Below are 23,540 nucleotides of genomic sequence, written 5' to 3'. Positions count from 1 at the left end.
TTCCGCGCCGGGGGTTACAAACCGTCAGCGCGGAACCTCATAGGTCTGAGGCGACCGTCGATACGCTTCTTCACACTGCGGCGAGCAAAACCACCGCCCTTCGGGGGCGGCCCGCCTGTAGGACGAGTATGGTGCATGCATCTTGCACACCGGATCGATCCACGCTGGGTCCGCAGACGGAGCAAGCTCGATCTCATAGAGAGGGACTTCCCCCGCCACCGACCTAAGCGCCACCATTCCGAGGTCCCGCACCAGGATGCCTCTGGCGACGGCCGCCTCGGCAACGAGCCGCGTGGCGAGCAATTGGCCGGGTGATGCAAGCGCGGCGATTCGTGCCGCAACGTTGACCGTCGATCCAAAGAGATCGCCTTCCCTGCGGACGACCGGCCCGTGGTTCAGCCCGGTCCGAGTGAGCGGCAGTCGCGGCTCCTCGCGGCAGGCCTGCAGCAGCGGTCCGATTACCTGGATCGCCGTATCCGGATCGGGAAATGATAGCATTGCCTCGTCCCCGATCCATTTGATCGGCGGATCATAACCGCTGAGGGCGTCGCGGACCATGCTCTCGAATACCTCAAGCACGTCGAGCGCGGCTGCGTCTCCATAAATGTCAGCAATCGCGCTGAATCCCGCGATATCTATGAACGCAACGGTGGCCGGTGCGGTAGCTAGATTCTCTCGCTGCCTCACATCGCTCTCCATGGCTCGAAGATCTGATCCTAGCAACGCCGCATTCTCGCTCGCGTTCGTTTCCAAAGCAACTTTTGAAGCTCCTTGTCAACACGAGCCCTTGACCTTCCCATCATAGGAAGGATTACTTATGTATGCAGTTCAACAAGGGATCGTCCCATGACTGCCATATCCAAGATCGAAAAGTCGACCGCATCACCCATTCCGACCGAGTTCGGAATCGAAGGCATGTCGTGCGCGTCGTGCGTCGGCAGAGTCGAACGGGCGATCAAGGCCGTCCCCGGCGTCGACACCGCGTCGGTGAACCTCGCGACGGAACGCGCGACCGTGACGTTCAAGGACACGGTGGACGCGGCCGCCGTCCTGCAAGCCATAGAAGGCGCAGGCTACGAGGCCAGGATCGAGACGCTGGAGATGCTTGTCGTAGGCATGACGTGCGCCTCCTGCGTCTCCCGCGTCGAACGTGCTCTGAAAGTCGTACCGGGGGTCGTCGAAGCATCCGTCAACCTGGCAACCGAGAAGGCCACGATCCGCTTCGCGGCAGGTGCGGTGTCGCAGCGCACGTTGGAAGACGCCGTCCGCGCGGCCGGATACGAGCCGAAATCCGAAAGTCGGCTGGAAACGGCCGCGGCGGCCGACCGCCGCGACGTCGAAATGCGTTCGCTTGCGCTCCGCTTCGGCGTTTCCGCCGTCCTCACCCTGCCGCTGTTCCTGATCGAAATGGGCTCCCACGTCATACCGGGCGTCCACGGGTTCGTCATGGACGTCGTCGGCATGCGGCAGAGCCTTTACATGCAGTTCGCGCTGGCGACCATCGTCCTGTTCGGGCCTGGTCTTGCCTTCTTCTGGAAGGGCGTGCCCAACCTCCTGCGGCTGGCGCCCGACATGAACTCTCTGGTGGTGCTCGGCACTTCGGCGGCATGGGCGTACTCCGTGGTCGCGACTTTTCTGCCCGCCGCCCTGCCCTCAGGAACCGTCAACGTCTATTACGAGGCCGCAGCCGTCATCGTGACCCTGATACTGCTCGGCCGCTACCTCGAGGCACGAGCGAAGGGAAAGACGAGCCAGGCCATCACGCGCCTGCTCGGCCTGAAGGCGAAGACCGCCTTCGTGGAGCGGTCCGGCACGTTCGTGGAGATCGAGATAGACGAGGTCGTGACCGGGGACGTGATCCGCATTCGGCCCGGCGAGAAGGTTCCGGTGGACGGCACCGTGGTGTCCGGGGCGTCCTACGTCGACGAGGCCATGATCACCGGCGAGCCGGTTCCTGTCTCGAAGTCCGCTGGAAGCGAGGTGGTCGGCGGTACGATCAACAAGACGGGCTCGTTCACGTTCCGCGCGACCAAGGTCGGGGCCGACACCGTGCTCGCCCAGATCGTCCGGATGGTCGAGGCCGCGCAAGGATCCAAGCTGCCGATCCAGGCCGTGGTGGACAGGGTGACAGGCTGGTTCGTCCCCGCCGTCATCCTAGTGGCACTACTGACATTCGGCGCGTGGATGATCCTCGGCCCGTCTCCGGCGCTAACCTTTGCGCTGGTCAACGCCGTCGCCGTCCTGATCATCGCCTGCCCGTGCGCGATGGGTCTCGCGACGCCGACGTCGATCATGGTCGGGACCGGCCGCGCGGCCGAGCTCGGGATTTTGTTCCGCAAGGGCGAGGCGCTGCAAAGCCTACGCGAGGCCAAAGTCGTCGCCCTGGACAAGACCGGAACTCTGACGAAGGGCAAGCCCGAGCTGACCGACTTCCAGGTCTCGGATCGCTTCGTGCGCGAGGACGTCCTCGCCTGGGTGGCGAGCATCGAGGCGCTGTCGGAGCATCCGATCGCCGAAGCCATCGTCAAGACTGCCGAGGCGGAGGGATTGGCGCTCGCCGCCGTGGAGGACTTCGAAGCGTCGCCCGGCTACGGCGTGAAGGGAACCGTCGCAGGTCGATCGCTGCTCGTGGGAGCGGATCGGGCGCTGGTCCGCGAGGGCGTCTCCGTAGAAGGATTCGCCTCGATCGCCGAGGCACTCTCCTCAAAGGGCAGATCCCCACTCTATGTCGCCGTGGACGGCCGTCTTGCGGCGATCGTCGCCGTGTCGGATCCCATCAAGGAAACGACACCCGAAGCGATCAGGTCCCTGCATGCCCTTGGTCTCGAAGTCGCGATGATCACCGGAGACAACCGTCGTACCGCCGAGGCGATCGCCGCCCAGCTCGGCATCGACCAGGTGATTGCGGAGGTGCGTCCAGAAGGTAAGGTTGAGGCCGTAAAACGGCTGCGCGAGCGCGGCAAGGTCGCCTTCGTCGGCGACGGCATCAACGACGCTCCGGCACTCACGGAGGCGGACGTGGGACTTGCCGTCGGCACAGGCACCGACGTCGCGATCGAGAGCGCCGACGTCGTGCTGATGTCCGGCGACCTCACCGCCGTCGTCAGGGCCGTCGGGCTGAGCCGCGCGACCATCCGGAACATCAAGCAGAACCTGTTCTGGGCGTTCGTCTACAACGCCAGCCTTGTGCCCGTTGCGGCCGGTCTTCTCTATCCGGTCAACGGCACCCTGCTTTCGCCAGTCTTCGCCGCCGGGGCGATGGCCATGTCGAGCGTGTTCGTCCTCGGTAACGCGCTGCGCCTTCGCCGCATAGAAGCTTGAGGCAATTGGGGCGTCGTCATCGAAGCCGCCCTCCCATATCGACAGGAGCATGGAATGAACATCGGAGAGGCAGCAAAGGCCAGCGGCGTGTCGGCGAAGATGATCCGCTACTATGAGCAGATAAAGCTGATCACGCCCGCGCATCGCACGGAATCGAGCTACCGCACCTACGGCGAAAACGACGTCCATACGCTGCGGTTCATACGCAGGGCGCGGGACCTCGGCTTCTCCGTCGAGCAGATGAAGACCCTGCTGGCCCTCTGGCGGGACAGGTCGAGAGCGAGCGCCGACGTGAAGAGCATCGCCCGCGAACACATCGAGGAGCTCGAACGCAAGGCTGCGGCGATCCACGCCATGACGGCAACGCTGAAGCATCTGGCCAAGCACTGCCATGGCGATGATCGGCCCGACTGCCCGATCATCGAGGAGTTCGCCAATCAGAGCGAAGAAGCGCCGCCGCCTGCGACCAATTCCCGCTTCGGTCTCAACGGATTGAAGACGGACCACGGCAGGCGCTAGCCGCACCTCTCGGTCCCGAGTGGCGACGTCATTCCATCCTGAACCTGACGTGGCAGGTCGTGCAGGTCTGGAGCATGAGGTGGAACGCGTGTTCCGCCGGCAGCGCCGACAGCTCCTGCTCGTTGCGAACGTGGGTGCCGAGCGGCCCGCCGCCCATCGCCTCTCCAGGCTTCATGCGCATGCTGGCGGGCATCCCTCCGGGGTTGTTCTCCGCGGTGGCATCCAGCGCGACGGCGTAGTCGCGTAGGTCGTTGGCGAGGCGGTCGAACCGCTCGCGCTCTTCGAGGAAGTTCGGCCTCGCCTTCTACTGCGGACTGGCCGCCTCGGAGGCGAAATGTGCGGAGAGAACGCTCCCGGATTTGTCGCGGATCGTGTCGCCCGCCCATTTGAACTCGCTGGCCTTATAAGTCGCCGGATCCTTGAACATGCCGGAGATCGTCTTCGCCGCGGCGCCCATGGCCTTCATGTCCGCCTGTCGAAGGGTGACCAGGTCCGCCGCGGCCGGCGACGGAAGGGAAGCCATCAGGACTGCCCCCACGACGGAGAGCAGCCCAACCTTCTTCATGTAAGTGGTCTGTTTCATCAATGCTGCGTTCCAAACCGGACCCTGCCACCTGCTGCGGATATCCGTCGCCGGGTATCCGTTCTCATCTAGGCAGCAAGAGGGCGGACGTCGCCCTCCCCGATCACGCAGCCATCTTGCGGCAGCTATCGGCGCAGCGGCGGCAGGCGTCGACGCAGCTCTGCATGTCGCCGATCCGCTCGCAGTCTTCGGCGCACTGGCCGCAGATTTCGGCGCATTCCCGGCAGACATGCTTGTGGTGTTCCGAGCCGATCAGCATGAAGTGCGCAGAGGTCCGGCAGATCTCTGCGCAGGCCATCATCAGCTTGAAGTGCTGGGGCTTGGTATGTTCGCCGCCCAGTTCCAGGCAGTGGCCCATGGCCATCGACAGGCATTCGCGGTAGCAGGCGAGGCAGTTGTCGATGCAGGCTTTCATCTCAGTTGACATGTGATGCATGGTCAATCTCCTACTTGGCTTCCTTGTCCACCCACTTGGACATCTCTTCGATCTCCTTTTTCTGGGCTTCGATGACCTTCTGGGCCATCTGCTTGGCCTCTTCGTTGTCGCCATACTTAAGCTCGACCTCCGACATGCTGATCGCGCCCATGTGGTGGGCGATCATGCCGCAGACGAAGGAGACGTCGGCGTCCTTCTTCATCATCCCTTGCATCATGTTCATGTGCATGACCTTCATGCCGTCCATCGACGCCTTCTGGTAGTCGGTCATGTCGCCCATCGGCATGCCGCCCGAAGGCATGTCTGCCTTCGACATGTCCATGCCTTGGGACTTGCATTTCTCCGGGTAGGCCATCGTCGACTGGGCGGAAGCCACCGACGGGAGGATTGCGAAGGAGGCGGCGACTGCCCCGGACAGGGTAAGCCTGGTGAACGTCTTCATGTTTCGATCTCCGAAATCTGGTTGAGGTTAGTTGTACTGTCTCAGACTGGAGGAAATCGGGGCGGCGGATCGATCGCACGGATCAGCAGGAGCGGCCTCTCGACGGACGGCGGCGGTTCATGCCTGCCCGGTTCGAAGCGTGGAGCCGCGACCTTGGCAAGTTCCGGAAGGATCGGACAGCAGTGCATCGTCGAACAGCACCCGGTCTGCGGGTCGTAGGTATGCCCCAGATGGTGATCACGCTCGACGACGGCACAGTGCTGGCTTTGAAGAGTGCTCGGCGTCGCGGCCACGTCAGAAGGATTCGCCGCAACGAGGATCGCGACGACCAGAAGCTGAGCGTAGCGCAATATGCTCCCAAGTCCCATTCGGCTGGATTTCCCTTCCACTATAGAACCGCGCGGCAGCAGTAATGTTCCAACACACCGTGATCTGTGGCGGCCGCGTTTTGGCAACCGGGCGTGAGGAAGCATTAACCGTCGCCGGCTAGTCTGCGGCCTCTCGCTTCGGAAAAATTCGATGAAACCTGGCTATTCGCTGGCCCAGATAGGTCTTCACTGGCTGGTCGCCCTCCTGGTGCCGGTCCAGTCTCGAGGGTTTTTTGATTCAAGAGGCGCGTTAAAAAAATTTGAGCGGCGCGCTTCGAACCTCTTGAATGCTGTTTTCGTTGAAACAATCTCCTTTTTACCTGGAGATTTTCGCTCCGTTAGCTGGAAGTTTTTAGGAGATGCAAGATGAAAACGAAAGGCTCTGAACACACTACCCGCCACGACGCGGTCGACGCGATATCCGCGTCGCACATTCTTCACCCCCACCGACACTTCGACCGCCCGGAGGAGGTCGTCTCAGCGCGGCTTTCGAGTGACGAGAAACGAGCAATTCTCGCTTCGTGGGCTTCTGACCTTCACGCGGTCGAATCGTTGCCGGAACTGCGCCATCCGCCGGGCCTCCCCCGTCCGGTTCGATACAGAGACATTCTTGACGCGCTCAAGAAGCTCGACGAGTGGCGAGACAAGGGCTCGCAGACGCGGCCCGCGCGCCATGAGGTTTTGCTTGGATAGGCGGGAGGCCGAACATGATAGTCAGGCAAACCCGACCTCGGATTGTCACCACTACCTATGATCCCGTGCCACAGCGGCTCTTGGTGATTTCCCGCTATGTGGAGAACATCCGCCGCCTTGCACGGCTGGCGGACCGCATCGGCCACAGCGAGCTCGGCACGGCAATGATGGAGGTGGCAGGCTGTATGGAAAGGATGTCCAACGACATCGCGGTGAGCGCAACCGGCGCGGTCATCTTGCGGCGGGCCGCGAGGCTTGTTGGTACCGTCGAAGGTCTTCTGGAGAGGCAGGCGAAGCTTTCAGTGCTGCATTAGGTTGGGACCATTGCGCGAGGTGAACACTTGAATTGGCATTGGTAAAAATCCGCCAGTTCGAGGGAGGTTCCAGCGGACGTCATATTTTGAGAACGATCATTGCAATCGCCGCCATCGCCATGACAACGGTGGCGGCCCAGCCGAAGAATAAAGCGGTCTTGGAGGCTGTGAATTCTTTCATTCGTCCGTGACGGCTGACCACCGTCATCATTGCCACCATGATCGGCACGGCGACGAAACCGTTAATAACAGCACTCCAAAACAGCATTTTTATGGGATCGATAGGCATAAACTCGAGGCCAAGTCCCAGCAGGGTGGCGGCCGCGATCACTCCATAGAAGCCATAGGCCTCCCACGGCTTGTGCTCCAGGCCACATTTCCAATCCTGGCTCTCGCCAAAGGCATAGGCTGCGGATCCTGCAAGCACCGGAATAGACAGCATGCCGGTCCCGATGATGCCGAGGCTGAACAGCACGAATGCGAACTCGCCCGCAAGAGGCTTGAGGGCCTCGGCGACATCGGCAGCCGACGCAATCTCGGTCTTGCCATGAGCATGGAGGGTGGCTGCGGTGCTCATGATGATGGCGATCGCGACGATGTTGGAAACCGCCATTCCGGCAAAGGTGTCGAGACGGATCCGCTTGAGTTCCTTCGGAGCTTGTCTCGGGTCGTTCTTGAGCGGCTCTGCGCTGTCCTTGCGATCAATCTCCTCGACCTCTTGGCTCGATTGCCAGAAAAAGAGGTAGGGGCTAATCGTGGTTCCGAGGATCGCCACGATGACCGTAAAACTGTCGCCTGACAGGGGAAAGGACGGCCATATGAAGCCCTTCAAAGCCACGACCCAGTCGATCTCGACAACCAATAGAACGGCGACATAGCTCAACAACACGAGCGTCAGCCATTTGAGATATCGGGCGTAGCTTTCGTAGCGAATGAACATCTGCAGCGTGAGGGACAGAACAGCGAAAACCATGGTTACCGGAAGACTTGGTATTCCAGTGGCGAGTTCCGCGGAAGCTCCCATTGCAGCAAGGTTGGCACCGATGTTAATCGTGTTCGCCACGAATAGAAGCAGTACCAGTCCGACGACAAGTGGCTTGGGCCATATCGCCCCGATGTTGGTGGCGAGGCCGCATCCCGTGACACGGCCGATGCGGGCGCTGATGAGCTGGATCGCCGACATCAACGGATAGGTCAGCAGCATCGTCCAGAGCATATTGAAGCCGAACTGAGCTCCGGCCTGCGAGTAGGTCGCGATACCGCTTGGATCGTCGTCGGCGGCTCCGGTAATCAGTCCGGGACCGAGCTGCTTCAGGACCGAACCATGCTTTCCAGCCGCGCGGGGTGTCGGGTGCGCTTCGCGTGGCAATGGGTCACCGAATGAAGTTTCCATGCGCTCCTCCCGTCACGCATAACTAACTCGAAGTTAACGGCTTTCAAGATGGCGGAACGTTACCGGCGGATGGCCAGAAGCGGCCCGGTCGAGTTTTTCGTCATCACGAACTTTGGTGCGATGACCGGCCGGGCGAAGCGCGGGCACACGCGTCTCGCCGGACGCTATCTGCAGGGTCACAAGTTTGAAGCCTTCGAAAAACATGCCTCCCGTCCATACAGATCTCGAAGTGTTCAGGCCCCCGTCTCGCGATGCGAGGAAGCGACAGGCTTTGACTCCGGCGACCCCTTAAAGCGCAGGAAGATCGACAGAACGACGACGACCGCGGTTGACAGAAATTCAGACTGCCAGTTCTGCAGGGATTCAAACCAGAACCGCGCACTCGCAAGATGGTCGACCATGGTGACTGGAGGCTGGCCGTGTATCAGCGCCTCGGCGCTTTCGGCTTCCGCACTGTAGCGAAGATGCAGCAAAAAGGTCACAATAAACAGCATGCCAAGTGCGATCCCCAACGAATAGGAATAGAGAAATCTTGTGAAGCCGCCAACGCGGACCGGCCACGGCACCTCTGGGTCATTCTGCCTTAAGGCGGGGTCCTCATCCTGCTCGGCAGGCTCGTCCGGATCCTTGGATTCAGCCGATCCGCGCTGGAAGAAAAAAGCGGTCAGCATCACGTAGGCCGACATTTGCAAAAATTCGCTTTCCCAGTTCTCAAAAAGCGATGAAAGGAAATGCCCGGACGCAGCGTAGGCTGCCAGTCCGATCTGCGCAGCACCATGGTCGGCGAGTTCGTGATAGTAGACAAAATAACCGGTTACCAGCATGCCGCCAATCGTCAACAGCGATGCCGTTGCGAGAATGATCGACAGTCCGTTGTCGCGTAAAGTACGCATCGTGTTTCCCTCTTCCGAGATACTGCTTCGCAGTAACCCGTGATCGGGAATTACGTTCCCACTTATGCGGGCGTGCGGCGCCGGCCGTCGTGGGTGGTTCCGTGCCGTTGATGATCGCCCAGACCAGGTCATATGCGCAGGTTTCTGAACCGAAAGCGTGCGATGTTTCAGAGCTGAGGTTCAACGCGAGTTTATGACTGCGGCGCAAGCGTAGATCATTACTGAGAAAAATCAGTCCGTTCTCGTCTCGGCAGAACCCTTTGGAGTGGTTCTATCCGAATGGTCGCCTTGAACCAGTTCGGACTACCGACCCGTTGATTCTCAGCATTGAGAACGAAGCCTAGCTCGTTGGCAAAGTGTCTGGCCATTCGTGCGCGCCATGGAGGACGCGAAGGATACGAACCGCTGTTTCGGTGATTGCATACGCTGCGACGCCCTCCCGTCCGACAGCGAAATGCCGGCTGACAGCCGGAAGTCCCATCACGGCGTTCGCCCAGCCATTTACGAGAAAACGTGCGCTTATACCAGACCTCGCCCCATCCGAGGCGAGATCATCGTTTCTGCTTTAACTGGCAACGAGACGTGCTGGCCGGGCCGCATCCGTTGTCGGCTTTCTCTTCCACGGGGCAAGGATGGACGGCATGCCGGCTTCGAGGCAGGCGGCCACGAAGGCCTCGCGCGCGACGATGCTGGGAATAGCCCCGTTGAGAGCGCCACGGCACGTTTTCACCGCGCGTTCGTGGCGCTCTCCATGACGCAGCGGCCATTCGTTCTCGAGAAAATCCAAGGCGTCGTAGGCTCCTGTGAAGGTGCGCTCCAAACCGCACTGCAGCCGGATTCTCACCGGCCGGGTCCACGGAACATCGTTCAGCGGCATCTTTTCCTCCTTTCATGCCACCAATGGTCCTTATGAAAATCATATTGGGGCAGGTCCGCAGCTGTTCAAGGGCCATCACAATCAATCCCATTCCTAGTCACCGGGGGCCGTCTCTAATTTCAAGGGCGGGTCTCTGACCTCACTTTTCCTGCGCCGACGTGCCGTTATGCGCAGGTCGGGCCTGCCGATGGGATCTCAATGTCGATAAGCAGCCCTTCGTCCGACCAGATTTTCTGAAGGCGTCCTTTAAGCTGCTTTTCGACCATTGCGCCGACAATCACCGTACCAAAACCTCGTTTGGCCAATTTGGGTGGAGTGGGGGCGCCCACCTCCTGCCAACGGATGTAAAAGCCCGCCCCGGACGGTCTGGGCTTCCAACTGATTGAAAGCCTGCCTTGCGCCACGGCAAGTGCACCGTGATGGGCTGCGTTGACAGCGAGCTCGTGGAGTACGAGCGCAAGGGGCTGGACGACCGGCGCAGGCATGTTGATATCCGGCCCGTTAAAAATAGCGCGGGTGGCCGCGAACGGCGTCACTTGTTGGCGAATGAGTTCCTCAAGAGAAATGTTTGTCCATCCCCGTGCAGCAAGCAAGGTATGGGCACGGGCGAGCGCCTGTACGCGGTGTTGAATAGCGGCGGCGTAAAGGGCGGGGTCATCGGCATTGCTCAGGCGGACGATGCTGTCGACGATCGCGAGGACATTCTTGGATCTGTGGTCGACTTCCATCAGCAGGCGATGTTCGGAGGCCTCCAGTGCCTCGATCCGCCGGTATTCCGTCATGTCGATTTGAGATCCAAAAAAATACAGGATCTTCCCGTCATCGCCATGGACGGGACTGAGATGCAAGCGATTCCAGAACTGCTCCCCACTCTTCTTGTAATTGAGGATCTCGACGCTGACCTCACGCTCGCCGGCGATAGCGGCACGAATTTCTGCGACCGCGATTGGAGACGTCGCGGGGCCCTGCAGGAAACGACAGTTGCGGCCTAGCACTTCTTGGGCCGGGTAACCTGTCAGCTCGAGGAATGCCTTGTTTGCGAGCACGATCGGAAGATCGGGTTTGCGGCCGTCGGTGACGACCATCGGCATCCTGGTGCGTTCAAATGCGATCGCTGCCAACTCTTTCCGATCGGCAGAAGCTGCTTTTGAAGATGCGGAGGGCAAATCCCCGTGGAGTTTTTCTTTGGTATGGGGTGTCATGCTTCCACGCTCACAAAGTCGTCGGCTGATAACGTAGCTTGTGTATCTTTGTTTCCGAGAAGATCGCTTGTTTGACGTACTCGATTACTCATCCGACACCTGCCGGACGAAGTGCCACACACCCACGATCTTGGCCAACACGATGGCCCCCGCTTCTGGATGTGGTCGATCAGCCTTGCAGCTCCGAAGGATCAGGCGCACCATATGATCATGAAACTCTTCTCCAGTTCCAGCCGCTCCCGAGAGCGATTTCTCGAAGCGATCCTGCAGAGTGCGATCGAGTATGCGATCATCTCTATGGATCTGGATGGGCTGGTAACCACATGGAACGAGGGCGCCCGCCGGATCGTAGGATGGGATGAAGACGAGATCATCGGCCAGCCCGCGGCCACGATTTTCACCGAGGAAGACAGGCTGGCGGGGATTCTCCAGCGGGAAATGACTGCCGCTCTGACCGAAGGTCATGGCAATGATGAGCGCTGGCACGTTCGCAAGGACGGATCGTTGTTCTGGGCGTCCGGCCAGATGATGGCGTTGACGTCGGATGATGGCGAAGTCGAGGGTTTTGTAAAGATTCTGAGAGATCGCACGGAGCAGAGAGAAAACGAGGAGCGACAGCGCGTCCTGATGCACGAACTCTCGCACCGCATGAAAAACACGATGGCCGTCGTTCAGGCGATCACCAGCCAATCCTTCCGAAACGCCAGCTCTATGGAGGATGCCGAGCAGTCAATCTCGGCACGGATCAATGCTTACTCGAAAGCACACGATATTTTGCTGCAGCAGGATTGGTTGGGTACGACCATGGCAACGATTGTCGAGGCTACCGCGATTAATCTCGGACTTGAGACGTCGGGACGTTTCCGCGCGAGCGGTCCTGCAGTTGAATTGGGTCCACAGGCAGCCCTTTGCTTCTCCCTCGTGCTGCACGAACTCGTCACCAACGCCAGCAAGTATGGTGCGCTGTCGGTAGATACAGGGACCGTCAAAATCGAATGGTCCGTGGGAGACGAGCTGGGCGACAAGCGCCTGAACTTCATTTGGCAGGAGGTCGGAGGCCCGGCGGTGGAAGCTCCGAGCAAGAAGGGGTTCGGCACACGCCTCGTCAACTCCAGTCTGTCCGCCTTCGGGGAGGTCTCTCTTGATTACGCCCCGACCGGGCTCATCCTGAGGTTGGATGCGCCGCTTCAGACGCTGCAATATAAGAACTATTCCGACGCCAAGGAATAATTTGATTGCAAAGCTAATAAGGCCGGCGCTCGAGAAATCAAAGACATCGATGATGTCATCGCGAGACGGTTGGATTTTCCTTGTTCCAGGCAACAACGAACCCAATCCAAAAGTTGGTTCACGACGGTCTGGCAGTTGCTAAGGTTCGTCGACGGGATCGCCGTTTGGGTTGGGCACCGGTGCCTCCCTTATATCTCGAGCCGGTTGTTTATGATCGCCAGGCTCCGGTGGCGCTTCCTTACGCTCAGGGCGATTGACAGGCTGCTCCTTAGGATTGGCCACCTTTGATGGGTCATTATTCTTTCTGGACATAGACCGTCCTCCATACAAAGGTACGAACAGACTGGCGCGATCGAAAGTTCCGAGACAACCAGACTGCCGTGGCGTAGCCACCGGCACTCAGCCGGCATGACGCTTGATAGACGCTTAGGGCAAAGCGGATGCAGACGGACAAGCGCCAGTCAGTGACGTCCTTCCCGAGGCGGCATCATAACCAGAGTGGTCGACCGCTCTTCTACCATCGGCACGACCTAGTTCCCTGAAACAAGCTCTCGCGAGCACCGCTGAACCCGCCCTCACCGGCGGGTTTTTCTTTGCCTCGTTGTCACCTAGCCTCGAGAAGCGGGCCATCGATCCAGGTGCCACAACCGTGTTTTTGGTGCAAAAGACGGAGTCAAAATGAATGAAATCAACCAGTTACAGAGAGGTTGGGGACATTGTCAGCGCGCCGGATCAGCAGGTTGGTCCGCCGCTCCACAATTCCCTTTGCACCTCCGAATGGTCTCAAAGCACATGATCCGATGTCCCTTTGATCGGTCACGAGAGACCTCGACACGCGATGTGGCTGGTCTACCGCAGGGCGCCGCGATCGAAGTCTCTTTGATATCCGGATGCAGGCGAACCAGCGCCAGGAGATGCCGTCAGTCCCCGAGGCGGCACCCGGTGGCTTACCGCAGACACGCTGTGGAACCGGCTCTCTCTTCAGGTGTTCCTGTCGATCAGCAGGGAGCTTTCAAATGACCTACGTCGCATCGCCAAGCTACGACCGTAACGACGCCAGCCGCGCTTCGAACCTCCGTCAGTGTCTCGAGACCGCCAGACGCCGCCTCGATGAGACTTCGCACAACTCGGAAACCGAGAAAATCGAAACGCTCGTGGCTTCCGCCGTCGAGGCGGGCTGGGAAGAGGAAGAAGTGCGCGAGGCACTGAGCGCGGGCGGCGAGCAAGGAAACAAGGTGCCGGAGCACGAACCACCCGTCCCAACGATCGGCGTGGTCCCTTCGTCATCTTTCTGACAAGTGGCGGACGCTAGCTAGCGCAGTCCGGGCAAGCGGCGAGATTTCCATGTATCTCGCCGTTTAATCACCCGTGCGGGTAGTGTTGGCCAACGACACCACTCGGGGGCCGCGTAGTGTTCCGTCGGACGTACTCAAGAAGCAAGAAGACCCGTCCAACCCTCCGGCGTGATCCTCTTTCCAGCAAACCATCTGACTGTGGCCTGACAATCGGCGGCACCGACCTAGTTAGTCACCGACGGTCGGGGATGGCGGCCGTCGGGCTTTGAAAACTCGAAATCAACGACAAGAGGATAAGTTGATGAAAAGGACGTTTCTATATTATTGCGCTTTGATATCTGCGCTGTCGGCGGTGACAATTTCCATTGCCGGCGCACCCGCTCTCGCCGAAGAGTTTGTTGCTTCGCAGAGCAAGACGGTGGTCGAAACCAAGAAGGGCAGTCTCGTCGGCGCACTCGACGATGGCATCTACAGCTATCTTGGCGTCCCCTATGCTCATGCCGACCGCTTCATGCCGGCGGAAGAGGTCGCGCCCTGGAAAGGCATCCGTCCCGCAGTCACCTATGGCGAGAACTGCTTCATCCCCCGCATGAAGGAAGTGGCCGGCGACGAACTCTTCAATCCGCACCGCTATCTGCCGATGAGCGAAGCGTGCCAGTTCCTGAACATCTGGACGCCGGCGATCAAGGACGGAAAGAAACGGCCGGTCATGGTTTGGATCCATGGGGGCGGCTTCACCAATGGCTCCGGCATCGAGCTGACCTCCTATGACGGCCGCAATCTGAGCAAGGACGGCGATGTCGTCGTCGTCACCCTCAACCACCGGCTCAACGTGCTCGGCTTCCTCGATCTTTCCGCCTACGGAGAGAAATACAAACGGTCGGGCAATGCCAGCGTCACAGATCTCGTCGCCGCGCTGAAATGGGTCCACGACAATGCTGAAGCCTTTGGCGGCGATCCCGGCAACGTGACGATTTTCGGCCAATCCGGCGGTGGCTACAAGGTGCGCGCCCTGATGGGGACGCCTTCAGCGAAGGGCCTCTTCCAGAAGGCCATCGTCCAGAGCGGCTCCCGGACCGATTCCGTCATCGATCAGGCGTCCTCGCGAAAGGTGGCCGAACTGACGCTCGCCAATCTCGGTCTCAAGGTCGGCGAAATCGACAAGCTTGCCGACGCGGACTATTACGATCTCCTTGCCGCAGCCGACAAGGCCATCAAGGACGCGACCGCCCAAGGCGCGAAGGACGCCCGCTATGCACCCGTTCAGGACGGCGACTACATTCCGGCGAACCCGGTCGGGACAGAGTGGGTCGATCAGGCCAAGGACATTCCGCTGATGGTCGGAAACACCCTCAACGAGTTCGAGACGGTGATCGGCCACAAGGCGGGCGAGCTTCTTGCCGACAACAAGAACAACTGGGACGAAGACAAGTCTCAGGCCAAACTGAAGGAGCGCTTCGCCGACAAATCCGACGCGGTCGGCAAGGCATTCATGGCTGCCTACCCAGAGAAAAAGATCGCCGACGCCTATTTCCTGGATCTACGCTTCCGGCCGGGAGCCATCCGTGATCTCGACCTGAAGGCGAAGCAGAACGGGGCTCCGGTCTACTCCTACATGTTCGCCTACGAGTCACCGGTCCTGGATGGGATTGCCATGGCCTGGCATTGTGCGGAATTGCCCTACGTGTTTGCGAACGCCGCCCTGGTCAAGACGTCGACCGGCGGTGGCAGCGACGCGCTCGCGCTTTCCAGGAAGGTCAGCCAGGCCTGGGTCAACTTCGCGCGCAACGGCAAGCCGAGCGCCGACGGCTTGCCCGACTGGCCGGGCTACACAACCGACAAGCCGGCGACCATGGTTCTCGACAAGCAGCCCCGCGTGGCGGTCGATCTCGATCGCAAGCTGCTGCAGGCAGCAGGCGCTCTCTAGCGCCAATTGCAGAGATTGAACATACGGCGCCGGCTGGCATCGACCGGCCGGCGCCGCCTGCCACGCGACAAATGCGCCTAATCTTTGCCAATATCATCCGCCTTCAGCCCCCGATCCGCGGCCTGATCCAACGCAGGACCGGCCGCGGATCTCCTCCAGGCACTCGTCGATCCGGTCGAAAGATAAAGTCAGGATGCGAGCAGCCTGCCCCCCGGCGGCGGTGAGATGGACGCTGCGATGCCGGCGCTCAAAAAGGGCTCACCGAGTAGCTTCCAGCTCCCGCAGGCGCCATCCCTTTCGGTTCTAAAAAATTTTCAGATGCCGCGCTGGCAGACGCTTGCTACGACACAAGCGTCCGTTGTGCCTTCGAGCATGCCATGAGATGCTCCAGCGCGATGCATATCCCTGGGACAAAAGCATGCGAGACTATCTGAAAAGTAGAGATTTTCACCGACATATGCGCTTGCTGCTGGCTTCGAGATTTCGGGAGCTCGGGTGGGAATCCCAGAACTCGGGCAAGTGCAGCTTTGCCCGGGACGGAAGGGCTTGTTGGCTACAAGTTTCCCAATATTCGAACAGCATTATGGGTGCCAAATTTACGATCAACATGACAGAGGGCTCCGGCCCCGCCGGAGACACAAGAATACTTCGTCGCCTCAACGAGGCGGATCGAAGCATTGGCAAAGCTCTGGAAGAAAGCATCATTGCGCGCCTTCCCAGACCCGATCCAGACCCGGAGATCGAAGTCCTCGGAGGCAGCGGCCAAACTATATTGGTCAAGCTCGGCGATCTGGCTCGAGCAAATCCACGACAATGGGAGGCTCCCTCCGACGTCTGGCTGCCTTATTTCAGCAAAAGCGATCTTGACGATTGGGCTACGTTTCTCTTGCCTCGTCTTGAGCGACTGACCGCACCTTCCTCATCGGAAAAGATCGATCCGCAATTGTGGGCTCAGCGGTTTCGCCGTCTCACGCGTCTGTTTCGCTCGAAGTGAGAGGCACTTGGCGGCCGATCGAGCCGCTTCGATCACGTCTCTGTCGATAGGGTTTCTAACCGCCCACCGGTTCCAGATCGATCAGCGCCTTGATCGGCAGGTGGTCGGAGGCGATCCGTGCGAGCGGCGTATCATGTGCTTCCACCTCCGAGATAATCCCCTTGCGGTTGGCGATAATCCGGTCCAGCGCCAGAAGCGGCAGGCCGGCGGGGAAACTCGGGACGGCGGGCGGCAGCGGTCCGAAGGCGGATTGGAAGGTGTTGAGCGAAGACCGGTCGCCGAGCCGCCATTCGTTGAGGTCGCCGAGCAGGATGGTCGGCATCTCGTGCCTGTCGTTGATCAGTTCGACCAGCATGCGGGCCTGCTGGGCTCTGCTATGGCGCAGCAGCCCGAAATGCGCGGCGATGATGCGCAGCACGCCGCCCTTCTCGAGTTCGATCTCGGCAACGAGCGCGCCGCGCGGCTCCAGCCCCGGCAGCTTGACCTGATGCACGTCATGCACCAGCCCCTTCTTGAAGAGCACGACATTGCCGTGCCAGCCATGCGCCTTCGCCATGCCGGCAACCGGTACCGCGATCAGTCCCGTCTCCCGCTCCAGCCGCCCGAGATCGAGAATGCCGGTGCGCTCGCCGAAGCGCGTATCGGCCTCCTGCAGCGCGATCACGTCGGCGCCGATTTCATGGATCACCCGGCTGGTGCGCTCCGGATCGAAGCGGCGGTCGGTGCCGATGCACTTGTGCACGTTGTAGGACGCGATCAGCGTTCCGGCACTGCGCGGCCTTGCCTCCGTATAGGCTGCGTCGAGCCGCTTTTTCCTGCTCCTGATCGAGGCTAGAATGCTGGCGGGAAGGCTGTCTTTTCTGGCGTGCATCGGCAGGCGCACTTGTTCCGTTGATCGAAAAGGCTTGTCTCAGCAGTATAGGCAGGCAAGCCGGACTTGCCACGTCCGATCACAAAAAATCCTTCAGAGATAAGGCGACCCCAGCCATAGCACCTTCTCGAGCAGCCGCACCGCGAAGGGTCGCGCCTGCAGCCCTTCAAGCGTCACAGGCGTTGCCGTTTTCAGGGTTTCCTCGATATGCTCGTCGATCTCGGCGGCGAAACCCTCGTTCAGCACTTCGAGATCGACCTCGAAATTCAGCCGCAGTGAGCGCGGGTCGAGATTGGAAGAGCCGACATAGGCCCAGGTGCCGTCGATCGTCAGCAGCTTCGAATGGCTAAAGCTGCCGGTGGAGCGCCAGATGCGGCAGTAGTTCTTGAGAATCTGATCGAATTGCGCCGTCATCGCCCGGTCGACCAGCACGAGGTTGTTGACAGCAGGCACGACGATATCGACCTCGACGCCGCGCCGCGCCGCCGTTACCAGGGCACTGATGAGTTCACGGTCCGGCAGGAAATAGGGCGACATGATGCGGATCGATTGGCGCGCCACGGAAAAGGCGCCCATCAGCATCTTGTGGTTGGTCTCGACGCTGCGGTCCGGGCCGGAGGCGACGACGCGCATCAGGATGGGATCGCCGGGGCTGCGCTGCGGCGGTTCGATGCGCCAGGGCTCGTCGTTCAACAATTCCTGCGTGGAGAAGCGCCAGTCTTCGGCGGCGAGATCGAAGAGGTCGGCGACGACAGGGCCGGTGACGGTGAAATGCGTGTCGTGAGCAAAGCTCTCGCCCGTCGCCTCCTCGCTGAAGCCCGCCCTGATGTTCATTCCGCCCGTGAGCGCAATTTTCCCGTCGACGATGAGGATCTTGCGGTGGGTGCGCAGATTGGCATAGGGCAGCCGCAGCCCCATGATGACGTTGCCGTTGAAGACGGCAACGGTGACGCCACCTTCCCTCAGATGGCCGAGAATGCTCGGCACCGAATAACGCGCTCCGACCGCGTCGATCAGCACCCGGACTTCCACACCGCGCCTGGCCGCCGCAATCAGCGCGTCGGCGATGCGAAGGCCGACAGCATCGCGGTCGAAGATATAGGTTTCGAGCAGGATGCTGCGCGCCGCCTCGTCGATGCTTGATTTCATCGCCGCATAGGCCTCGTCGCCGGTTTCCAGCATGTCGATCGTATTGCCTGAGGTCAGCGGATTGCGCGTCACCCGGTCGCCGAGCGTCTGCAGCGCCGCAAAGCGGCGGCCGAACTGGCTGATCACCGTCTCTGCCTCGGCGTCGAAGGTCTCCAACTCGTCGAATTCGGCCGCAAGCAGCAGCGCGTCGCGGCGCACGCTCAACGATTTGCGGCGGATGCGGTTGATGCCGGCAATCGCATAGAGCACCGCGCCGATGATCGGAGACAGGATGATGACGCCGACCCAGCCGATCGCGGCACGCACCTCCTCCTTGGTCATGGCGGCATGGATCGCCGCCGCGGCCCCCATGGCGACCGAGACGACAAAGAGGATATGCGGCCAGTAGGTCGACAGGAGATAGAACATCGCTGGCGAATATAGCCGCGAAACGGCGGCGTTCAATCGCGCCGTCGCTCTCCCATGACGCGAATTTTCTCGCCGTGATCATTTTGCCGGCCCGGGACCGGCCGTTTCGGCAGGGAACAATCCCTGCACGGATCGATTGATCCCGAGGAGACTGAGGATGGCATCATGAAAATCGCCGCAAACGTCGGTCCGGCTCTGGCGTTCGAAGTCGCGGATGCCGACAGCATTGCCGAACTCCGGCATCAGGCCGAAGGCTGCACTCGTTGTGATCTCTTCAGGAATGCCACGCAAGTCGTCTTCGGCGAAGGCCTTGTGAAATCCGAGATCGTCCTTGTCGGCGAGCAGCCGGGCGATCAGGAGGATCTGACCGGCAGGCCTTTTGTCGGTCCCGCTGGCCGCCTGCTCGATCGCTGCCTCGAAGAAGCCGGTCTCGATCGTCAGCGCTGTTATGTCACCAATGCCGTCAAGCACTTCAAGTTCACGCCGCGCGGCAAACGGCGGCTGCATGCAAAACCGAATGCCGGCGAGATCAGGCGTTGCGCCTGGTGGCTCGGCGCAGAGCTTAACATCCTGCAGCCGAAGCTCGTCGTGGCGCTCGGCGCAAGCGCGCTTTATGCGCTGCTCGGGCCTAACGCCAAGCTGACGCCGGAACGCGGGCACATTCTGCATCCGACAAACCGTCCGCCTGTCCTGGTCACGATCCACCCCTCCTATCTCTTACGCATCCGCGACGAGCAAGAACAGCACCGGCAGCGCCGGGAGTTCGTGTCAGATCTGCACAAGGCGGCGGCGTTTCGGCCCGCATGAGTGCCGATTTTCAACCCTAATATGCTGCGATGCGAAATATTTCCGGTTGCGGCGCGATTTCGCTTGTAAGAGCTCCCCTCCTCTGGAACCATCTAAGCAGTATCGCGTTCGAACGACGGCATCATGTGACTGGAGATCAGCGATGGCAGAAACTCGGGAAGAGTGGATCAAAAAACGTGCATACACCCTCTGGGAAGAAGAGGGTTATCCGACAGGGCGAGAGTCCATCCATTGGGAACAGGCACGATACGAGCGCGAAGCGCTCGAGGGCTCGGCTGCGTCTTCCAAGGGCAAAGAGGTCAAGCCCAAGGCGAAGCGCACTGCGACCGGTGCCAAGACGAATGGCGTGGTCACGCCGGCGCCAAAGCGCACCGCGAGCCGCAAAACCGCGTCCTGAACGCTAGAATAGTGAGCATCTCGATTAAAAAGGGCGTCGTCTCGACGCCCTTGATCCCTTTTGTCATATGCCTGAATTGGTTGTGCGATATTGAATTGCAGGGGTGGGCTTCCATGCGGGGGTGAACAGAGGCCGGATGACGCTGCAAGCTTTGAGGCTTCCAAAAAAAGTTGAGCCCTGCCCGGATAACCGGGAACAAGAGCATCCCCTGGCTGTTTATGGCGAAACCGGGGAAGTTGCCATGAACGACGGCCATATCGAAATACTTTCCATCCTGCTCTTCGCGGCCAGCGGCCGCGTTTCGATCGTGTGAGGGATGGAGATGTCGCTCCTCGTCATCGCCGCACTGCTCTACCTCGGTCTCGCGCTCGGATTCATCCTTGTCGTCGACAATCTGGTCGGACTGGTTTTTCGCGATCCGCGCGCGCCGGTTCAGCTGGTCTCCGTCTACATCGACCGCGCCTTTGCCGCATCGCAAAAACTCTATCGAAGATAACAGCCCGCAGGCGACGTCCGCAGACTGCTAAAACTGTTGAACACCCGGCAGTTAAGGATATTTCGACCGCGCCCTTTCCCTCCCATCGGAAGCCCCTATGTTGACGGTTTGGAAGGGCTGAACCCCGAGGTGGCTGATCACCCCGGCGCGGCTGACGACAAGAAAGCGATTTTGAATGGGAAGCGTCGGGAACGGCTGGCCGAAAGGTGGCGGCGAAATCGGCGAATTGTTACGGCATCCGGCTTTCCACGCCGACGGTCTCGGTCCGGTCGAAAGCTGGCCTGCGTCTCTCAAGCATATCGCCGAAATGGTGTTGAATTCCCGCCAGCCTAAATTCGTCGCCTGGGGTCCGGATCTCGCTTTTCTCTACAATGACGCCTATGTGCCGGTTTTCCCGGAGAGGCATCCCGATGCCCTCGGACGACCCTTCCGCGAGGTCTGGGCGGATATCTGGGAACAGTTCTCGCCGATCGTCGGCAGCACGCTGGAAGGTAGTTCGCAGCTCTTCAAAGAGCTGCTCATCCCGATGCGCCGCGACGGCCGTACCGAGGACACCTGGTTCACCTTCTCATACACCCCGCTACGCGACGAAGACGGCAAGGTCGCCGGCATCCTCTGCGCGGCCCTCGATGTCACCGACCAAGTGTCGGCCAAGCGCGGCGAACAGAGAGCGCTGGAAGAACTGCGCGCGAAATCGGAGGCGCTTGCTGTCGTCAACCGGGCGGGTGCGGCGATCACCGCCGAGCTCAGTGTCGAACGCCTCACCCAGATTGTCGTCGATGCCGGCGTGACGCTGACCGGCGCGGAATTCGGCGCCTTCTTCTACAATGTCGATGATGGCGAGGGCGGCAGCTACATGCTCTATGCGCTCGCCGGCGTCGATCGGAAGGCCTTCGAGAAATTCCCGATGCCGCGCAATACCAAGGTCTTCGCGCCGACCTTCAACGGCGAAGGCATCCTGCGCTCCGACGACATCCTGCTCGACCCGCGCTACGGGCAGAATGCGCCGCATGCAGGCATGCCGAAGGGGCATCTTCCGGTTAGGAGCTATCTTGCCGTGCCGGTGAAATCCCGCGACGGCAGCGTCATCGGCGGCTTGTTCTTCGGGCACGGCCAGCCGGGCCGTTTTTCCGAAGCGGCCGAGGCGAGCCTCGTCAGCCTCGCCGGCCAATCGGCCGTCGCGATCGACAATATCCGGCTCTTCCGTGCCGCCGAGGTCGAAATCGACCAACGCCGCGACATGGAGGATCAGCTGCGGAAACTCAACGAAATGCTCGAGGTCCGCGTCGCGGCCGAGATCGCCGAACGCCAGCAGGCCGAAGCAGCGCTCCAGCAGTCGCAAAAGATGGAATCGATCGGCAAGCTCACCGGCGGCGTTGCCCATGATTTCAACAATCTCCTGCAGGTGATCTCAGGCAATCTGCAGCTTCTCGGCAAGGATGTGGCAGATAGCGGCCGGGGCAAGGAACGCATTTCCAACGCGCTTGCCGCCGTCGAACGCGGCTCGCGGCTGGCAAGCCAGTTGCTCGCCTTCGGTCGCCGCCAGCCGCTGGAACCGAAGGTCATCAACATCGGCCGTCTCGTCACCGGCATGGACGACATGCTGCGCCGCGCACTCGGCGAGGAAATCGAAGTCGAGACCATGGTCTCCGGCGGTCTCTGGAACACCTTCGCCGATCCGATCCAGATCGAGAACGCACTGCTCAACCTTGCGATCAACTCGCGCGACGCGATGGATGGCGCCGGCAAGCTGACGATCGAGGTCGGCAACGCCTTCCTCGACGATTCCTACAGCCGTATCCATCCTGAAGTCACCGCCGGCCAATATGTGGTGCTCGCCGTGACCGATACCGGCGCCGGTATGACGCAGGAGGTGATGGAGCAGGCCTTCGAGCCCTTCTTCTCGACGAAACCGGAAGGCAAGGGCACAGGTCTCGGCCTGTCGATGGTCTACGGCTTCGTCAAGCAATCCGGCGGCCACGTGAAGATCTACAGCGAGATCGGCGAAGGCACGACCGTCAAGCTCTACCTGACCCGCTCGTTCCGAAGCGAGGATCGGGTCACGGCCGCTGACAGCGTACCGGCCGCCGGGGGCACGGAAACCATCCTCGTCGCCGAGGACGACGAGGGCGTGCGCGCCACCGTCGTCGAGATGCTGTCGGATCTCGGTTACTACGTGTTGAAGGCCAAGGACGCCCAAAGCGCGCTCACCGTGATCGAAAGCGGCGCTCATATCGACCTGCTCTTTACCGATGTCGTCATGCCCGGGCCGTTGCGGAGCCCGGAGCTTGCGCGCATGGCGCGCGAGCGTCTGCCCGATATCGCCGTGCTCTACACATCGGGCTATACCGAAAATTCGATCGTCCATGGCGGCCGGCTCGATCCCGGCCTCGAACTGCTCTCCAAGCCCTATACGCGCGAGGAACTCGCCCGCAAGATCCGCCACGTGCTTACTCTCAGGACGCAACGCCGCCAAGGGGCGAGCGATGCCGTAGTGGCCCCTGCCAAACACCCCGAGATCACCCGCGAAAAGCTGAAGCTGCTGCTTGTGGAAGACGACGCCTTCATCCGCCTGGATACTGCCGAAATTCTGCAGGATCTCGGCTATGACGTCATCGAAGCTGATAGCGGCGAAAGGGGCGTGGAAATCATCGGACACACCACCATCGATATCATCGTCACCGATGTCGGCCTGCCCGGCATGTCGGGTCCGGCCTTTGCCGCCAAGGCCCGCGAGGCTTTTCCGTCGGTCGGCCTGGTCTTTGCCACCGGCAACAGCAGCCTGCCGGATGCAAACCATCTCCCCGGCTCGGTGCTGCTGTCGAAACCTTTCAGCAGCACGGCGCTCGACCGGGCGGTCAGAAGCGCCGTCCAGCAGCGGCCTGGCGCCTAGAGTATCTCTGTTTTCTGCCAGTCACGGAATGC

The 23,540-nt window shown here is 60.7% G+C and carries 25 protein-coding genes and 1 pseudogene; 14 read left to right on the top strand and 12 right to left on the bottom strand.

The window, feature by feature from the left end; genetic code table 11:
• Window positions 1–24: 24 nt before the first annotated feature.
• Entirely contained in the window at window positions 25–699 is a 675-nt protein-coding gene (locus tag RL_RS31445) for an adenylate/guanylate cyclase domain-containing protein (protein WP_032992679.1), read from the bottom strand.
• Window positions 700–846: 147 nt separating this feature from the next.
• Between RL_RS31445 and RL_RS31440 the strand changes: the two genes are divergently transcribed.
• Both RL_RS31440 and cueR read left to right on the top strand, forming a co-directional pair.
• Window positions 847–3,321 carry a heavy metal translocating P-type ATPase gene (locus RL_RS31440; RefSeq protein ID WP_011655075.1) on the top strand — a complete coding sequence of 825 codons (2,475 nt, stop codon included), beginning with the start codon at window positions 847–849 and terminating at the stop codon, window positions 3,319–3,321.
• Between the two features lie 54 nt (window positions 3,322–3,375).
• Entirely contained in the window at window positions 3,376–3,840 is a 465-nt protein-coding gene (gene cueR, locus RL_RS31435; RefSeq protein WP_011655074.1) for a Cu(I)-responsive transcriptional regulator, read from the top strand.
• 28 nt (window positions 3,841–3,868) lie between these two features.
• On the opposite strand, the pseudogene RL_RS31430 reads toward cueR, so the two are convergent.
• The 4 genes and pseudogenes from RL_RS31430 to RL_RS31415 form a co-directional block, all read right to left on the bottom strand.
• Window positions 3,869–4,423 (bottom strand): annotated as a pseudogene (locus tag RL_RS31430) (cytochrome c).
• 103 nt (window positions 4,424–4,526) lie between these two features.
• Window positions 4,527–4,859 (bottom strand): four-helix bundle copper-binding protein, encoded by a 333-nt coding sequence (locus RL_RS31425; RefSeq protein ID WP_028741778.1) that lies wholly within the window; start codon window positions 4,857–4,859, stop codon window positions 4,527–4,529.
• 10 nt (window positions 4,860–4,869) lie between these two features.
• The gene (locus RL_RS31420) at window positions 4,870–5,301 is read right to left on the bottom strand and encodes a CopM family metallochaperone (RefSeq protein ID WP_011655071.1); all 432 of its coding nucleotides are present in this window, start codon (window positions 5,299–5,301) and stop codon (window positions 4,870–4,872) included.
• Between the two features lie 41 nt (window positions 5,302–5,342).
• Window positions 5,343–5,669 carry a hypothetical protein gene (locus RL_RS31415; protein WP_041936906.1) on the bottom strand — a complete coding sequence of 109 codons (327 nt, stop codon included), beginning with the start codon at window positions 5,667–5,669 and terminating at the stop codon, window positions 5,343–5,345.
• Between the two features lie 151 nt (window positions 5,670–5,820).
• On the opposite strand from RL_RS31415, the gene RL_RS39530 reads away from it, so the two are divergent.
• Genes RL_RS39530 through RL_RS31405 form a run of 3 tightly spaced genes read left to right on the top strand, consistent with a single transcriptional unit; the run spans window position 5,821 to window position 6,676 of the window.
• Complete coding sequence (locus tag RL_RS39530) at window positions 5,821–6,039, top strand: hypothetical protein (RefSeq protein ID WP_122330925.1); 219 nt, start codon at window positions 5,821–5,823, stop codon at window positions 6,037–6,039.
• On the top strand, window positions 6,036–6,362 hold the full coding sequence (locus tag RL_RS31410; protein ID WP_011655069.1) for a hypothetical protein: 327 nt from the start codon (window positions 6,036–6,038) through the stop codon (window positions 6,360–6,362). The genes RL_RS39530 and RL_RS31410 overlap by 4 nt, the downstream gene beginning before the upstream one ends.
• 14 nt (window positions 6,363–6,376) lie before the next feature.
• A complete protein-coding gene (locus RL_RS31405) occupies window positions 6,377–6,676 on the top strand; it encodes a hypothetical protein (protein WP_011655068.1) in 300 nt (99 codons plus the stop codon).
• 79 nt (window positions 6,677–6,755) lie between these two features.
• Here the strand turns inward: RL_RS31405 and RL_RS31400 are convergent, their stop codons facing one another.
• The 5 genes from RL_RS31400 to lov form a co-directional block, all read right to left on the bottom strand.
• Window positions 6,756–8,069: an NRAMP family divalent metal transporter gene (locus tag RL_RS31400; RefSeq protein WP_011655067.1), complete on the bottom strand. Its 1,314-nt coding sequence runs from the start codon at window positions 8,067–8,069 to the stop codon at window positions 6,756–6,758.
• Window positions 8,070–8,102: 33 nt separating this feature from the next.
• Window positions 8,103–8,273: a hypothetical protein gene (locus RL_RS39955; RefSeq protein WP_157865248.1), complete on the bottom strand. Its 171-nt coding sequence runs from the start codon at window positions 8,271–8,273 to the stop codon at window positions 8,103–8,105.
• A gap of 29 nt (window positions 8,274–8,302) precedes the next feature.
• On the bottom strand, window positions 8,303–8,962 hold the full coding sequence (locus RL_RS31395; RefSeq protein WP_011655066.1) for a DUF6766 family protein: 660 nt from the start codon (window positions 8,960–8,962) through the stop codon (window positions 8,303–8,305).
• Between the two features lie 565 nt (window positions 8,963–9,527).
• Entirely contained in the window at window positions 9,528–9,839 is a 312-nt protein-coding gene (locus RL_RS31390; RefSeq protein WP_011655065.1) for a DUF982 domain-containing protein, read from the bottom strand.
• A gap of 164 nt (window positions 9,840–10,003) precedes the next feature.
• Window positions 10,004–11,041 (bottom strand): blue-light-activated histidine kinase, encoded by a 1,038-nt coding sequence (gene lov, locus RL_RS31385; RefSeq protein ID WP_011655064.1) that lies wholly within the window; start codon window positions 11,039–11,041, stop codon window positions 10,004–10,006.
• Between the two features lie 204 nt (window positions 11,042–11,245).
• On the opposite strand from lov, the gene RL_RS31380 reads away from it, so the two are divergent.
• The 4 genes from RL_RS31380 to RL_RS31365 all read left to right on the top strand — a co-directional run bounded on the left by RL_RS31380 (window position 11,246) and on the right by RL_RS31365 (window position 16,487).
• Window positions 11,246–12,271 carry a sensor histidine kinase gene (locus RL_RS31380; protein WP_011655063.1) on the top strand — a complete coding sequence of 342 codons (1,026 nt, stop codon included), beginning with the start codon at window positions 11,246–11,248 and terminating at the stop codon, window positions 12,269–12,271.
• Between the two features lie 1,016 nt (window positions 12,272–13,287).
• A complete protein-coding gene (locus tag RL_RS31375) occupies window positions 13,288–13,566 on the top strand; it encodes a hypothetical protein (RefSeq protein WP_028741771.1) in 279 nt (92 codons plus the stop codon).
• Between the two features lie 301 nt (window positions 13,567–13,867).
• Entirely contained in the window at window positions 13,868–15,493 is a 1,626-nt protein-coding gene (locus tag RL_RS31370; protein ID WP_041936905.1) for a carboxylesterase/lipase family protein, read from the top strand.
• Between the two features lie 418 nt (window positions 15,494–15,911).
• Window positions 15,912–16,487, top strand: a complete 576-nt coding sequence (locus tag RL_RS31365) for a hypothetical protein (protein WP_041936969.1) — start codon at window positions 15,912–15,914, stop codon at window positions 16,485–16,487.
• Between the two features lie 55 nt (window positions 16,488–16,542).
• On the opposite strand, the gene RL_RS31360 is transcribed toward RL_RS31365, so the two are convergent.
• Entirely contained in the window at window positions 16,543–17,358 is an 816-nt protein-coding gene (locus tag RL_RS31360; RefSeq protein ID WP_003548979.1) for an endonuclease/exonuclease/phosphatase family protein, read from the bottom strand.
• Window positions 17,359–17,451: 93 nt separating this feature from the next.
• Window positions 17,452–18,915 (bottom strand): phospholipase D-like domain-containing protein, encoded by a 1,464-nt coding sequence (locus RL_RS31355; RefSeq protein ID WP_011655057.1) that lies wholly within the window; start codon window positions 18,913–18,915, stop codon window positions 17,452–17,454.
• 165 nt (window positions 18,916–19,080) lie between these two features.
• Here RL_RS31355 and RL_RS31350 point away from each other — a divergent pair, with 165 nt between their 5' ends.
• The 5 genes from RL_RS31350 (at window position 19,081) to RL_RS31340 (ending at window position 23,508) form a co-directional block, all read left to right on the top strand.
• Window positions 19,081–19,722: a UdgX family uracil-DNA binding protein gene (locus RL_RS31350; protein ID WP_011655056.1), complete on the top strand. Its 642-nt coding sequence runs from the start codon at window positions 19,081–19,083 to the stop codon at window positions 19,720–19,722.
• A gap of 142 nt (window positions 19,723–19,864) precedes the next feature.
• Window positions 19,865–20,119, top strand: coding sequence for a DUF2934 domain-containing protein (locus RL_RS31345; protein ID WP_028741767.1), 255 nt, complete (start codon window positions 19,865–19,867; stop codon window positions 20,117–20,119).
• A gap of 136 nt (window positions 20,120–20,255) precedes the next feature.
• Window positions 20,256–20,432, top strand: a complete 177-nt coding sequence (locus RL_RS40315; protein ID WP_165422437.1) for a hypothetical protein — start codon at window positions 20,256–20,258, stop codon at window positions 20,430–20,432.
• A gap of 9 nt (window positions 20,433–20,441) precedes the next feature.
• Window positions 20,442–20,615, top strand: coding sequence for a hypothetical protein (locus RL_RS40310; RefSeq protein WP_165447752.1), 174 nt, complete (start codon window positions 20,442–20,444; stop codon window positions 20,613–20,615).
• Between the two features lie 175 nt (window positions 20,616–20,790).
• Window positions 20,791–23,508: a hybrid sensor histidine kinase/response regulator gene (locus tag RL_RS31340; RefSeq protein ID WP_041936904.1), complete on the top strand. Its 2,718-nt coding sequence runs from the start codon at window positions 20,791–20,793 to the stop codon at window positions 23,506–23,508.
• Window positions 23,509–23,540 lie beyond the last annotated feature (32 nt).

Source organism: Rhizobium johnstonii 3841 (assembly GCF_000009265.1).
Classification (GTDB): Bacteria; Pseudomonadota; Alphaproteobacteria; order Rhizobiales; family Rhizobiaceae; genus Rhizobium; species Rhizobium acaciae.
The sequence above is the reverse complement of the archived record's forward strand: the minus strand, read 5'-3'. Positions and strand labels throughout refer to the sequence as shown.